Annotated in this window: 16 protein-coding genes; 7 read left to right on the top strand and 9 right to left on the bottom strand. The window is 37.2% G+C overall.

The annotated features are described in order from the left end of the window. Window positions 1-6 precede the first annotated feature (6 nt). The 6 genes from H4J62_RS03460 to H4J62_RS03435 are packed head-to-tail and all read right to left on the bottom strand — an operon-like array spanning window position 7 to window position 3340. Entirely contained in the window at window positions 7-489 is a 483-nt protein-coding gene (locus tag H4J62_RS03460) for a DoxX family protein (protein ID WP_070375773.1), read from the bottom strand. Between the two features lie 2 nt (window positions 490-491). Further along, entirely contained in the window at window positions 492-1319 is an 828-nt protein-coding gene (locus H4J62_RS03455) for a putative DNA-binding domain-containing protein (protein WP_182213708.1), read from the bottom strand. Further along, window positions 1316-2194: a DUF692 domain-containing protein gene (locus tag H4J62_RS03450; protein WP_259364678.1), complete on the bottom strand. Its 879-nt coding sequence runs from the start codon at window positions 2192-2194 to the stop codon at window positions 1316-1318. The genes H4J62_RS03455 and H4J62_RS03450 overlap by 4 nt, the downstream gene beginning before the upstream one ends. 3 nt (window positions 2195-2197) lie before the next feature. Continuing rightward, the gene (locus tag H4J62_RS03445; RefSeq protein WP_070375771.1) at window positions 2198-2482 is read right to left on the bottom strand and encodes a DUF2282 domain-containing protein; all 285 of its coding nucleotides are present in this window, start codon (window positions 2480-2482) and stop codon (window positions 2198-2200) included. 30 nt (window positions 2483-2512) lie between these two features. Continuing rightward, window positions 2513-2830, bottom strand: a complete 318-nt coding sequence (locus H4J62_RS03440; protein WP_182213710.1) for a co-chaperone YbbN — start codon at window positions 2828-2830, stop codon at window positions 2513-2515. Between the two features lie 24 nt (window positions 2831-2854). Continuing rightward, window positions 2855-3340: a YHS domain-containing (seleno)protein gene (locus H4J62_RS03435; protein WP_070375769.1), complete on the bottom strand. Its 486-nt coding sequence runs from the start codon at window positions 3338-3340 to the stop codon at window positions 2855-2857. Window positions 3341-3503: 163 nt separating this feature from the next. Here H4J62_RS03435 and H4J62_RS03430 point away from each other — a divergent pair, with 163 nt between their 5' ends. Beyond that, window positions 3504-4325: an AraC family transcriptional regulator gene (locus tag H4J62_RS03430; RefSeq protein WP_182213711.1), complete on the top strand. Its 822-nt coding sequence runs from the start codon at window positions 3504-3506 to the stop codon at window positions 4323-4325. A 252-nt stretch (window positions 4326-4577) separates the two neighbouring features. After that, entirely contained in the window at window positions 4578-5681 is a 1104-nt protein-coding gene (locus tag H4J62_RS03425) for an aldose epimerase family protein (RefSeq protein ID WP_182213713.1), read from the top strand. A 51-nt stretch (window positions 5682-5732) separates the two neighbouring features. Here the strand turns inward: H4J62_RS03425 and H4J62_RS03420 are convergent, their stop codons facing one another. From H4J62_RS03420 to argR, 3 genes are all read right to left on the bottom strand, one after another. Then, a complete protein-coding gene (locus H4J62_RS03420; RefSeq protein WP_182213715.1) occupies window positions 5733-6047 on the bottom strand; it encodes a helix-turn-helix domain-containing protein in 315 nt (104 codons plus the stop codon). A 1-nt stretch (window position 6048) separates the two neighbouring features. After that, window positions 6049-6534 (bottom strand): hypothetical protein, encoded by a 486-nt coding sequence (locus H4J62_RS03415; RefSeq protein WP_182213717.1) that lies wholly within the window; start codon window positions 6532-6534, stop codon window positions 6049-6051. Window positions 6535-6741: 207 nt separating this feature from the next. After that, window positions 6742-7212: a transcriptional regulator ArgR gene (gene argR, locus H4J62_RS03410; RefSeq protein ID WP_070375764.1), complete on the bottom strand. Its 471-nt coding sequence runs from the start codon at window positions 7210-7212 to the stop codon at window positions 6742-6744. A 492-nt stretch (window positions 7213-7704) separates the two neighbouring features. On the opposite strand from argR, the gene H4J62_RS03405 reads away from it, so the two are divergent. From H4J62_RS03405 to H4J62_RS03385, 5 genes are all read left to right on the top strand, one after another. After that, complete coding sequence (locus H4J62_RS03405; protein WP_182213719.1) at window positions 7705-8568, top strand: MipA/OmpV family protein; 864 nt, start codon at window positions 7705-7707, stop codon at window positions 8566-8568. Further along, window positions 8558-9028, top strand: a complete 471-nt coding sequence (locus H4J62_RS03400; protein ID WP_182213721.1) for a DUF3019 domain-containing protein — start codon at window positions 8558-8560, stop codon at window positions 9026-9028. Before H4J62_RS03405 ends, H4J62_RS03400 begins: the two co-directional genes overlap by 11 nt. A gap of 31 nt (window positions 9029-9059) precedes the next feature. Further along, entirely contained in the window at window positions 9060-9755 is a 696-nt protein-coding gene (locus tag H4J62_RS03395; protein ID WP_182169277.1) for a response regulator transcription factor, read from the top strand. Between the two features lie 3 nt (window positions 9756-9758). Next, entirely contained in the window at window positions 9759-11069 is a 1311-nt protein-coding gene (locus tag H4J62_RS03390) for an ATP-binding protein (protein ID WP_182213723.1), read from the top strand. Between the two features lie 310 nt (window positions 11070-11379). Next, window positions 11380-12480: a phosphotransferase enzyme family protein gene (locus tag H4J62_RS03385; RefSeq protein ID WP_182213724.1), complete on the top strand. Its 1101-nt coding sequence runs from the start codon at window positions 11380-11382 to the stop codon at window positions 12478-12480. Window positions 12481-12715 lie beyond the last annotated feature (235 nt).

The following is a 12715-nucleotide window of genomic DNA, read 5'->3' as shown; positions in this document are numbered from 1 at the left end:
AATTACCTATGAGACTGTTGAAACTTTGCCATTGAATAACTGTTTTTCAACAAGTCGGTCTAATGCAAAGCGCCCACCATTAAAGATAACAACCAATGCGAGTAATACTCCCCATAATACATGTTCAGCATAGGCGACTGGCGCAATATCTTCTAAACTTATCACAGCAACAATATTAACAAAAAACAAACCTAAAGCAGAAAATCGACTCGCTAATCCAGCCATTAATAACAAGGGTAAAATAATTTCTGCACCTGTACCTAAATAAGCGGCTAATTCAAACGGTAATACAGGTACTTGATATTCATATTCAAATAACATCAGTGTACTCTCCCAATCTCTGAGCTTCGTTAGTCCAGAGGCAAAAAAGGCCCAAGCAACATAAAAACGCGCAGCTAACAATGCGACGGGTTCTAACATACTAATTTTACTGGCAACATTACGATAAAAAAGGCTGGTTTGTAAGAATAGATTTTGTAAAGTATCCATGGTTATTTCTCTTTAAAATAATAAATTAAGTTACGTTCAATAGCACTAATCAGCCATTGTTCAAATGAAAATTCGTTGTCATGATTTACTGCATTAAGGGCTTGTTCTAATGATTTACCAGCCAGTAAGTCATTGATAAAAAGACCTTCATTTATAGTTAATGTTGTTACTTTTGGCTGATATTCAGGACGGTAAACCATCACAAATTGTTCTAAAGGTTTTACTGATAGTGCTTGCCTTGCATTATTCATTGCCATTTTTCGTTGAAGTTCATCTTCATGATGGTGTGCATAAAAAATATCTTCTAATGGAAATGCTGTTTTCAACACGCGCACATTCTGATTAAATTCAATAAAAATATCCTTAGGTTCACTTTCACCAAGCACTTGCAATGACGTTTGTACCAAGGTCTGATCACGACCATTTAATGCACAATGAATGTGCCAATCTAGAGCAGAACAATCAGAAATATAAGGATAAATCATAGCTATTTTTGTTGTTTCTAAAAAGTGAGAAAAATTTTCTCCCCATAGAGCCCAGTCACCTTGGTCTGGTGGCGATCTCCTTAAAAATTGATAAACTAGGTCTTCGCCAATATCACTATCTAACAATTCAAATACTGTTGGAAAACTAATCGTCAATGCTCGTTGAGCGTTAGCCAGTAGGTTTCGTCGATAAACAGTAATACCTTTAGCGTCAAAACCACATTGTTCTAAAACGGTTGAACCTTCATGCCAAATAACGTCTAGCAATGTTTGCTGGAGACTTTTATTGGGTTCCTTTCTAGCTGGTTCATTAATGCTTAGCTCAGTTTCAGGTTGTTCACTCATGTGCTCTTTCTCACTAATACCGCATGGGCAATATCACGCGCTTTTTTAGCTTCAGCAACCAGTACTGACCACTCGGGCAAATCGCTGTCCCATTCAATGAGTGTTGGCAGTGCCCCAAAACGGGTTAGCGCTTTTTTATAGCCTAACCAAACTTCATCAGAAACGGGGCAAGCATGATCATCAATGGTTAACTCTCCCACCAAAGGTATGCTACAACCGGCTAAGTGAATTTGTGCCACACTCGCCACGGGTAATTCATTAATATAATCAGCTATAGATTGCTGAATATCGCCGTTATCAAAATTTACACTATTAACGGCAATATTATTAATATCTAATAATATTTTTGCCCCCGTACGTTGATAGAGCTGTGTTAAAAATTCAGCCTCTGAAAGATGGCTTTCATCAAACTTTATATAAGCAGAAACATTTTCAATGATAAGTTCTCGCCCTAAAAAATCTTGTACTTTTTCAACTTGTTCACACATCGAGGCTAACGTCTGCTGAGTATGGGCAATCGGTAACAGATCACCACTGTGAATAACTTGCCCTTGTTGCTGTCCCCAAGTAAAACAGGCATGTTCAGACATAAGAAATGGGTCAATATTTTCCGTTAATTTTTTCAAACGATCCAAGTAATGCTGCGGAATGTTCTGTGCAGAGCCAAGCCCCATTGACGTTGAATGCAAACTAACTGGGTATTTCTCTCTAACTTGTTTAAGTACAGATAACGCAGCGCCGCCTTGACCAAAAAAGTTCTCCGAATGTACTTCAATAAAATCAACCTGTTTGGGCTGAGTTAGTATGTCGGTAAAATGAGGGTGCCTTAGACCAACGCCTATCATTACATTACTGTTGAATACCGACATACTCATTATTTAAGCGCCTTTCGTTGCTTTATAAAGCTTTTTAGCATCTGCTTTTGATAGTCCGCCAAGTGTTGAGCAAGTACCTTTAGTTACTAGCTTCCATTCACCTTTATCGTTATCAACCTTTGACTGACCGGCACATGAATGGGTACCCGCTAAATTTGCACAATCGTTTTGTGCCGCTTTTGCTACGCCATAACATTTTTCTTTCTTATCTGCTGCTTCTGCTGGTGCAACAATACCTGTCGAAATTACTGCAGCTAGTGCTGCACTTACTAATAATTTATTATTCATCATTTATCCTATTATTGTTTAAATGAGCAACTAGATCCGTTGCTCTAACCATTGTATTAATTGTTGTTGTGGTAAGCCACCTACACGCTGGTCAATAATTGCACTATTATTCACCAACATCAGCGTGGGTACACTACGTATACCATAATCAGCAGCTACACTTGCCATACTATCGACATCAATTTTAATCGTGTTAAATCTATTTTTCATCAGATCAGAGGCTCCTTCAACAATAGGAGACATTGTTTTACAAGGTCCACACCATGAAGCAGTAAAATATAACAGTGAATATTGATGCTGAGATAATAGATCATCAATTGAGTCATCTAATGTTAGTTGTTTCATCATCAAGCCTTACCTAATGGGTGAGTATTAGTCGTAAATTTTTTCAATTTGCGCTTCTGTTAACCCTTTAATATCGGTCCAATTAGTCTGAGCGGTTTCAATATAACCCGGAATATCTGTTACCCATTTTTTTTGCACGTCTTTATTGAGGTTTAAATATAATTTGTCACCACGGATATGCCAGGCCATCGGATCGGTATCAAATTTTTTATTCATCGTAACGCCAAAGGCACAGAAACCACCGTACTGTGGTGCATATTTACTTGGCTCAGATTTAAAAAGGTCACGGTTATCTGCCGTAGAAAACTGGTAAATAGCGCCGTTGTAAGCTGCAGTGAATTGATCTGAGCCTTTCGTTGGTGAGCCTTTAGTAAAATAAGATACCGTATCATAGCCTTTAATCGCTAAATCATTGCCATTGGCATTTACTTCAATATTCGCTGCAAAACTTAAACTGCTAACTAATAAGGCAGAAGTCGCAAAGGTAGATTTTATCAATGTTGAAATTTTCATTTTGTTGCTCCAGTAATTAATTTTTACTCTGTCATGTTCAAAGTTTGTTTATTAATAAGGATGTTTCCTTGGTTGATAATATAGGCCTTTCAATTACCTAAAAGGAATGAGATAGTCCTAACTTTGAACCCTATCGTCCAGAATAGGTATAAAGAGAGATAAAATGGATCAACTTTCAGTCATCTTGCAACGCTTTTCGATGAATACTGAGGTTTTCTTTACCGGAAATTTATGTGGTATTAGTAATTTTAATCGCGAGCAAAATCAGGGACACTTGCACTTACTTCGCAGTGGAGAGTTAACGCTGATTGATGAGCGGGGTAAACCTCAATTAATTAATGAACCGACCGTGGTATTTTTCCCAACACCTCATGCTCATCGTATTATTGGTAGTGAGCATAATCCTCCTGAATTAGTTTGCGCTAACATCATCTATAACGAAAGTTCCTCTAATCCCATTGCTAATGCTCTGCCTACGAGAATGTCCTTTACACTTGGCGAAGACGAAAAACTGAAACAAACTGCAGATTGGTTATTCGAAGAAGCGTTTCACGAACGATGTGGACGACTTCCTATGATTAATTCGTTAACCAATATCTTTCTTATTCATGTACTTCGCCATGTACTCGATAACAATATTATGCAGCACGGATTACTCGCAGGATTAGCCCACCCTCAAGTATCGAGGGTATTATTAGCTGTTCATGATGCGCCACAGCATCAGTGGAGCTTAGAAGAAATGTCTGAGCTTGCAATGATGTCCCGTTCAAAATTTGCAGATATTTTTAAATGTACTGTTGGTCAAAGCCCTGGAGATTATTTAATTGATTGGCGTATTGTTGTGGCTAAAGGCTTATTAAAACAAGATAAATCTGTGGCATTAGTGGCTAATGCAGTTGGTTATGAAAATGGCTCGGCATTAGCACGGGTGTTTAGAAAAAAATTGGGAATATCCCCAAAGCAGTGGCTTGAACAAACACGCTAACTTAATTTGACTATGTGACATGACTTACCTTTTCAACGCAGCCAAAATTGGCTGCTATTAATGAAGTTATCTTTAATAATAAAACCAGCTATTGAAAAATAAATTATAAATAAAAATTTATGCAATACTGATATATTTTTATTTAACCGCCAAACCGCGAACGAAAAACATTACAATTTTTATTTGCTTAAACACTTAGCTTCAATATGATCTATTGATGAGAATATAGCGGTATATGCAGGGAGATTTTTGGTGAAAGAACATTTAGTCAATAAAAGTAACGTTAGGCGACTAACAAGCGCTGATTTCGGTCAATTATCAAGTGGTGAATCGACACAACTTTTTACCCTGCAAAACAACCGTGGGACTCAGATCAGTATCACTAACTTTGGCGGCATAATCACCGCCATTAACACACAAGATAGCAAAGGTATTTTTGCTGATATCGTTTTAGGTTACGATAACATTGAAAGCTACGAACACGACCCTTATTATCTAGGTGCCATTATTGGTCGCTACGCCGGTAGAATTGAGCAAGGGACTTTCAGTATTGCTGATGAAACTTTTCAGCTGACCTTAAATGCTCCTGACAGCCAACTTCATGGAGGAAAAAAAGCCCTTAACAAGCAATTATGGCAAGCCAATACATTTCAAAATAACAGCTCGGCAAGTGTAGTGCTCACTTATACTAGCCCCGATGGCGAAGAAGGTTTTCCCGGCACCGTTACTTTTAAAGTAATTTATACTTTAGATGACGATAACCAATTCACCCTTGAATATTTTGCCCACACCGATAAAACTACTATAGTCAATTTAACGCAACACAGTTATTTCAACTTGGCTGGCCATGACAGTGGTAATATTTTAGATCATCAAGTTTATATTAATGCTAACCATTTCTTACCTATGTGTGAACGTGTCTATCCGACAGGTGAAAAAAGCCCCGTTGCTGGAACGGTTCATGATTTTACCAACGCTGCAGACCTACGCACTTTGGGCGATGAAATTAACGGTGAAGATGAACAAATAAAAATTGGCTTGGGTTATGACAATTATTGGCTTTTAAATAAAGAGTCTTTAGGGGGAGAAGTGCTTGCAGCACAAGCTGTCGAAAAATCCTCTGGCCGTTGCCTAAGTATTTATTCAGACCAACCTAGCTTAATTTTATATACCGCCAATTATATTGACGGTAGCCAAATAGGTAAAGACCATTGCCGTTACCAGCCACGCGCTGCACTTTGTTTAGAAACCCAACGCGCTAATAGTTTTCACAAGGGTTGCTCTATCGACAATGTACTATTGACCCCTGAAGCAGATTTTTATAGTAAGACTCGCTGGATTTTTTCTTGTCTTTAAAATGAAGATCACAGATAAAAAGGATCGGTGATCCTTTTTATCTGCTGGTAATTACTTAACGAAAAACATGATGAGTGCACCAGCCATTGCGCCAAATAACGCCGCAAATAATATTTGCATATTTGGGTTAAAACTATTGTCTTCTTCATCTGAAAACGCTTCATCAAGCGCTTCAAGTAAAACTATCTCAGTTTGTGCTATTTCAAAAACCGACGCGAGTCCAAGTACGGTATCTTGAGAAGCATTACCGTAACGTTCTACGCGTTTCACCGTTCTTAAGCTAATAGCGCAGGCATCAGCTAAATGTTGCTGGGTCCAGCCATTGGCCGTGCGAAGCTCTTTAATTTTTTTGGCATTAACATCCATCTTATTCACCAAACAACATAAATAAAACGTTAACGGCTAAAAAACCACAAAGTGCACCGGCTACAAAGCAACTTGGGATGAACCACCAGAGTTTATCTTTACTGAGTTGAAGACTTTTCTTTAGCGCTTTTTTAAGTGTTTTTACATGGACATCATTTTTGATTAACGTACAGTGAGTTTCACCGGTAAACATATTAACAACATGTAATTCAACTTCATAAGAGTCTCCACCAATAGAAAAATAATGAATTGATTTACGTCTAAACGACCATTTTCCAGAGACTAATACATCATCAACATAAAGTCGCTCTTTACCATTAACCGCTGAGCAATTTAAGTAAACCGTATGGTCACCTTCAATAAAGCTATAGTTGAAACCCTTGCGAAAACTTATCGTACCTTCCAAATCTCGTTTAGCCGTTGTCATATTCGGTGGTATATTTTTTTCTGAGTTTTTCTTTGTCGTGTTTTCTGCATTATTTTCCATGATGTTGCCTTAGTTAGTCTTATTGGTGTGAGGCCAGTAAAACTTTTTTCGGTAATAAAGTCTGCGTCATTGAGGTGACAGTACCCCTAAATGTCATATGACAACATCAGTGTCACATAAACTAACGTATTGAAAATATTAAACAACACAAAATAAAAGAGGGCAACATAATTGTTGCCCTCTTTTATGCTAAGTCAACCTAGTTAACTATACATCTAATAAATCTTTAATTTGTTGGGTGATTTCATCGATTCTATTAATATCTATCGGGGCAATAAAGATAGTATCATCGCCAGCTAATGTGCCTAAAATTCCGGCGGGTTCACCTAAACTGTCTAGCATTCTCGAAATCAATGGCGCACCACCAATACCGGTTTTCAAAATTATTTGCATATTATTATGCTTAACACTGACCACAACTGACTGAATAGATTGCTTTGATTTAGGTACTGCAAGCTCATCAGGTAAAATATAAACAACTTCAGTATTGGCGTTACGCATTTTAACTGCGCCAAGTTTTGACAACAAACGAGATATTTTCGCTTGTGACATGTTTTTAAAACCTTGCTTATCTAAAGCTTCAGCGAGCTGACTTTGTGAACCGTAGCATTGATCTTTTAATAAGGATTTGAATGCTAAAACTAATTCTGCTTCATTTTTTTTACGGCTAGAAATCATATCTTCGCTGGTACAGTGGTTATATTATTTTTTATTTTAAGCGATTAACACTATATTCACCTAGACAAATTTATAAAAAGTAGTGTTAACTTTGTATTTTCACTAAAGAAATAACACCTAAGGATACAAGGCTACATAAATAAAGCCTTAGCCTAAAACAAAAAAAAGTAAAAAGTGGGTAATAAACATCTGAATATAAAGACTTTTATGACAGTTCTGCGCGAGGATGTACCGTTCTTTCATTCCATTAGTATACGGATTTACCCTTCGTTGCTTTTGATTTACTGCTGAGACGCTAAGTAGCAATTTTACTTTACTCGATAGTTATACATATTTACTTGCTTACAATTTTTAAACATTTTTCAAACGCATATGTCTGACAAAACTTGCTTACATTTGTTAACATTTAGTTATATAAAAAATAATAAGAATTTATCGAAGAATCATGAACAATCATCTTCCAAAGACCGATCGCTTAATAGGCTGCAAATTATGTTGAGTAAAAACTTAATAAAAAGTACCTATCAACTCTTTTTTTTATTACTGACATTTATATCAGTACCCGCTTTAGCTGCTGATCCACAACATGAAAATGAAACTACGGTCTTTGATAAAACATTCAGCTGGCAAGCTATGGGTGGGATCTCAGGTATTTACCAACAGAGTCAATTAATGGGGGTTGAGCCATCAGAATTTGAAGATTACCTTAATATTTCACTGTTACTTGATGTTTATTACAAAGGTTTTTTTATCCAATCAAATCATCGTCGCTCTGATGCTGTCACGCTAGGAGGTGAAATAGGCTACGAACTCATTGTTGAAGACAATTGGGAACTCGATATTATCACCAAAACTTATGTACAGGGTTATCAGCCTAAAGAATTAATAAAAAATAGCGACTCTGGTATCGCCACCTTACTCGGTTTACAAGAAAGAGACTCGGGTGAAGGGTTAGGTTTTCGTTATTCCCACTTTTATGACGATGCTATTTTATCGGTCGATGTCGCCGCACTTATCACCGATGGCTGGGTGGCTGATATCTTTTATAGCAAGTTGCTTCCCTATAGAAATTGGGACATTTATCTTGGCGCAGGTCTTACCCACTATTCAGCACAAGTGACTGATTACTTTGTCGGTGTTAATAAAAATGAAGTTTCAGATATGCGTTCTTTTTATAAACCCGGTAGCAGTTATAAAGCACAATTAGAAGTATTTGCTCGCTACCCTATATCTCAAAAGTGGTCGTTTAATGGCGGTGTAACTCAAAGTTATTATTCTGCTTCTTATAATGACAGCCCTCTGATTGGCCAGCAACACTTAACACAAGTGATGTTAGGGGTACTTTATGTCTTTTAAATTTAGCAAAGGACATGCTAAAAAGTGGTTATTATTAAGCTGTTTATTCGCGGGTTTGACGTCTAGTGTCGCCGCAGAAATAACGCAGGAGAAACAAGATCAACAGCTGGAAAAATCGCCAGAAAATCACGTAAGCTTTTCAGCACAGCCAGCTAACTGTATTGCTTTGCGATATGGTAGAACCTGCTACGCTAACGTAAAAATAAATTGGACTAGCGATATTAAGCAAGATTATTGTCTATTGATTAAACAAGAAAAAACAGCACGAACAGTTCAGCAAAACATAAAATGCTGGAAAAGTAGCAATGGCAACGAAATTATTTTTAATTTTGAATCAAATAAGAAAATTGAATTCCAGCTGATGTCCTCTAAAGACAAGCAAGTTATTGCAGAAACCGCAGTAGAAGTAAGCTGGGTGCACGAAGCAACCCCAAGAAAACGTCGCTGGCGTATATTTTAATGCTAACGTCAGATGTAATAAGGATAAAAAAATGACCAGTCGAATCTTATTAGTAGAAGATGATTTAACCTTAGCTGATTGGGTTTGTGAGTATCTTCGCGAACAAAATTTTATTGTTGATCATGTCGCTCGTGGTGACTTAGTCATGGCCGCCATGGCAAAATTTCAACCACAATTGGTATTGCTCGATATTATGTTACCTGGCTTGAATGGTATTGAAGTATGCCGATTGATTCGCCAGGAAAGTCAGTTACCGATAATAATGCTCACCGCTAGAGCGGATGAGTTTGATGAAGTTATAGGCTTAGAGGCCGGCGCTAATGACTACGTAATAAAACCTGTTCGTCCACGTGCCCTACTAGCGAGAATAACGGGTGCGCTTAAGCATAGCGCTCCAACCGAATCATCTACGCAAATAATAACCTTCGGTTCACTCATTATTAATGGTGAAGCTAAGCGAGTCACCTATAAAAATGAAGAGGTGGAATTATCGACCAGTTTATTTGCCTTTTTAACTTTTCTTGCTAGCCATGCTGGCGAAGTTGTTGACAGAGACACCGTATTTAAAGCGTTAAAAAGTCGCGAATATGACGGACAAGATCGCCGTTTTGATGTGATGCTTTCAACACTACGGAAAATATTTAAAGACGATCCACAAAAGCCACAAAAATTTAAAACTGTTTGGGGTAAAGGCTATTTATTTGTGGCCGATGCGTGGGCTGAATAAAAAATGAAACGCTTGTATATCAGTATGGTAGTTGCCGTGTTGGGGGCATTATTCATTATAAGTTGGGGACTAGATAAACTGGTCGCAAAACAAGGTAATGAACATGAAAATACAGAGTTAGTGGTTTACCAGAAACTCATTGATGGTTTTGAGCAACAGTTATCAAGCATAAAAGCTGATGAATTATTAGAAAAAACCAATCAATTAGCAAAGAACTTTAAAGTCAATGTTTCACTTGAAAGTACCGATAACATTGCTCTGCCACCCTCTTTACTGGCACAACTCTCACAATCAGGTGGTTTATTACTCGCTTCTCAAGATGATGCTTATTTATTAAGAAAGATATCCTTGTATCCACAAACGCTGATACATTTACAATTACCACCGATGGTGCCAGAAAATGAACAAGAAAATCTACTTTTCACCTTGATCCTCTATCTAGGCATTTGTGGTATTTTACTGCTCTGGCTGTTGCCATTAACTCGTCGCCTTTATTTACTGACATTTGCCGCTGCCAAAATTGGCGCTGGCGATCTATCAATACGTGTTCCTTATAACCGTTTATCTTATATAAATACCTTAGAAAGCAGCTTTAATAATATGGCGGCGCGCATAGAGAAATTGGTTGCTGACAATAAAATTCTTGCCCGCAGTATTTCCCATGATATTCGCACACCTATGTCATGCCTGCGATTTGGCGTTGAAGCCGCATTAGACTGTGATGATTTAAACAAAAAAAACAACTATCTTTTGCGTATGGAAAACGAATTGACCCGCATGGAAGATATGACAACTGCTTTTCTTGACTATGCGGGTATGGAACGACAGAGCTTTCATTTAAATACCGAATTAATTGATGTCAATAATCTCATTGAACTGGTGACCAGCGACTGTCAATCATTAGCAGAACAACATAATATTAAATTAACTTGCCAGTCATTAAACATAGAGAAATTCTATTCTTTAGACTTTCATTGGTGTTATCGCGCCGCATTAAACTTAGTGAGTAATGCTATTCAGCATGCCAATTCACAAGTCATATTATCGGTAGAGCTAACCCAGCAAGGGTTTTCCATTGCAGTAGAAGATGACGGTAAAGGTATTCCAAAAGATAAACGAGACGTCATTTTTTCACCTTTTATAAAACTTGATAGTTCACGTTCACGAGAGCAAGGACACTTTGGTTTAGGGCTTGCTATTAGCGCTAAAGTGATGGACTGGCATCAAGGCACCATTAAAGTCATTGCAGGTCTTCATTTATCAGGTGCACGATTTATTTTACTCTTTCCAGCGCAGAGTCAAATTGAAAAATAATAAACATTTACAATAGTTTGCTACCAAGACAACTTGTGATGATAATAAGATGAGTGTGCTATTATCGTTATCATTTACAGAAAGAATGGCCAATTGGTGACTGCTATTTTGCATTAGTACCCTATTAAGTTAGTTGCCACCCCCTACTTACGGTAAATATGAGTAATGCTAAAGCTTTAACTTCCCATATTTATAACTTTCTATTAGTATACCGCCTGATTTCATCTTGATAAAATTAACTAAAGCCTTTTAAAATAAAGGACTATTTTGTTTTTTATTTTTCAAAACTAAACACTAGCAGTAAATAACTATGAGTAAAGTTGTTAATAACACCTCCCTAAAACAAGTGCTAACGAACTATCGATGTTCTGTTGATCAATGTAGCGTATCTCCTTTAGGGAATGGCTTAATTAATAGCACTTACTTAGTGCGGAATATTAACGATAATTTTGTTTTACAACGAATAAACAAAAACGTTTTCAAAAAGCCAGAAGACGTCATTAATAATGCGGAATTGATTAACCAACATTTATTAGCAAAAAAGCAGCAGAATTTATATTCGCTATCGCCAATATGGCAAATACCAACTATCGATAAACAACCTTTTGTTATTGATGAACACAAAGAGTACTGGCGTGCTATTGGCTACATACCGAACTGTTTTACTGTTGAAGAAGTTGAAAACCCCGTACAAGCACGTCAGGTTGGCTCAGCTTTTGCGCAATTTACAGCAGCATTAAGTGATTTTTCTGCAACATCATTAACCGAAACCATTCCTGACTTTCATAATTTATCTAAACGAATGGATGATTTAAAAACGGTAGTCAATACCAATGCTAAGCAGCGTTTATCTTCATGCCAAGCACTCGTTGATTTTTGTTTTGCACAGCAAGTTTTTATTGATGAAGTCGCTAGCCTTACCCAACAACTTCCGCTGCAAGTTACCCATAACGATACTAAAATTAATAATTTATTATTTTGTACTAAATCCAACCAACCACTTGCTGTCATTGATTTAGATACCTGCATGCAAGGATATCTTATGCATGACTTTGGTGACATGGTAAGAACTTGCTGTTCAAATTTACCTGAAGATGGCAAAGATTTAACAAAGATGGCCGTTAGATTTGATATTTACAGCGCGCTAGCGCAAGGCTACATAGAAGCTTTTGGTGACAAAATGTCGGCACTTGAACGACAAAGCTTAACAATTGGCGCACAATTATTACCTTTTATGCTCGGCGTTCGATTCTTAACTGATTATCTAGATGGAGATAATTACTTTCATGTAAAGCATCAAAGTCATAATGTAGAACGTGCTAAAAATCAGCTTAACCTTTATCAGTTGTTACATAAGGATCGTGAAAAACTGAGTAAAATAACCACTGATTGTGCCCTCGCCATAAGTTAACCCCTGCTGTTGCCTTTGGTCAGACTTATAAACGGGGTAAAGTTATATTAAAGGCGACACGACCTGCTAATCAATCAATTCTACCTTCTTTATTGAGTGTTACTTTGCCACTTTTGCGATTAGAGACACAAGTTATAATGAGTGAAGAATCCAATAATGTATCTTATATTCGACGAGTTTGACCTTGTTGTTGTTGTTTGTTTTTTAACCTACACTATTTTCAAAATATAATAAT

Source organism: Colwellia sp. BRX8-5 (assembly GCF_014077325.1).
Classification (GTDB): Bacteria; Pseudomonadota; Gammaproteobacteria; order Enterobacterales; family Alteromonadaceae; genus Colwellia_A.
Note: the sequence above shows the minus strand (reverse complement) of the source record. Positions and strands in the feature narration are given on the sequence as shown.

What these genes read in the sequence shown, in the direction of transcription:
- H4J62_RS03460 (WP_070375773.1), bottom strand. Translation starts at nt 489, where the DNA reads ATGGATACTTTACAAAATCTATTCTTACAAACCAGCCTTTTTTATCGT.
- H4J62_RS03455 (WP_182213708.1), bottom strand. Translation starts at nt 1,319, where the DNA reads ATGAGTGAACAACCTGAAACTGAGCTAAGCATTAATGAACCAGCTAGA.
- H4J62_RS03450 (WP_259364678.1), bottom strand. Translation starts at nt 2,194, where the DNA reads ATGAGTATGTCGGTATTCAACAGTAATGTAATGATAGGCGTTGGTCTA.
- H4J62_RS03445 (WP_070375771.1), bottom strand. Translation starts at nt 2,482, where the DNA reads ATGAATAATAAATTATTAGTAAGTGCAGCACTAGCTGCAGTAATTTCG.
- H4J62_RS03440 (WP_182213710.1), bottom strand. Translation starts at nt 2,830, where the DNA reads ATGATGAAACAACTAACATTAGATGACTCAATTGATGATCTATTATCT.
- H4J62_RS03435 (WP_070375769.1), bottom strand. Translation starts at nt 3,340, where the DNA reads ATGAAAATTTCAACATTGATAAAATCTACCTTTGCGACTTCTGCCTTA.
- H4J62_RS03430 (WP_182213711.1), top strand. Translation starts at nt 3,504, where the DNA reads ATGGATCAACTTTCAGTCATCTTGCAACGCTTTTCGATGAATACTGAG.
- H4J62_RS03420 (WP_182213715.1), bottom strand. Translation starts at nt 6,047, where the DNA reads ATGGATGTTAATGCCAAAAAAATTAAAGAGCTTCGCACGGCCAATGGC.
- H4J62_RS03415 (WP_182213717.1), bottom strand. Translation starts at nt 6,534, where the DNA reads ATGGAAAATAATGCAGAAAACACGACAAAGAAAAACTCAGAAAAAAAT.
- argR (WP_070375764.1), bottom strand. Translation starts at nt 7,212, where the DNA reads ATGATTTCTAGCCGTAAAAAAAATGAAGCAGAATTAGTTTTAGCATTC.
- H4J62_RS03405 (WP_182213719.1), top strand. Translation starts at nt 7,705, where the DNA reads ATGTTGAGTAAAAACTTAATAAAAAGTACCTATCAACTCTTTTTTTTA.
- H4J62_RS03400 (WP_182213721.1), top strand. Translation starts at nt 8,558, where the DNA reads ATGTCTTTTAAATTTAGCAAAGGACATGCTAAAAAGTGGTTATTATTA.
- H4J62_RS03395 (WP_182169277.1), top strand. Translation starts at nt 9,060, where the DNA reads ATGACCAGTCGAATCTTATTAGTAGAAGATGATTTAACCTTAGCTGAT.
- H4J62_RS03390 (WP_182213723.1), top strand. Translation starts at nt 9,759, where the DNA reads ATGAAACGCTTGTATATCAGTATGGTAGTTGCCGTGTTGGGGGCATTA.
- H4J62_RS03385 (WP_182213724.1), top strand. Translation starts at nt 11,380, where the DNA reads ATGAGTAAAGTTGTTAATAACACCTCCCTAAAACAAGTGCTAACGAAC.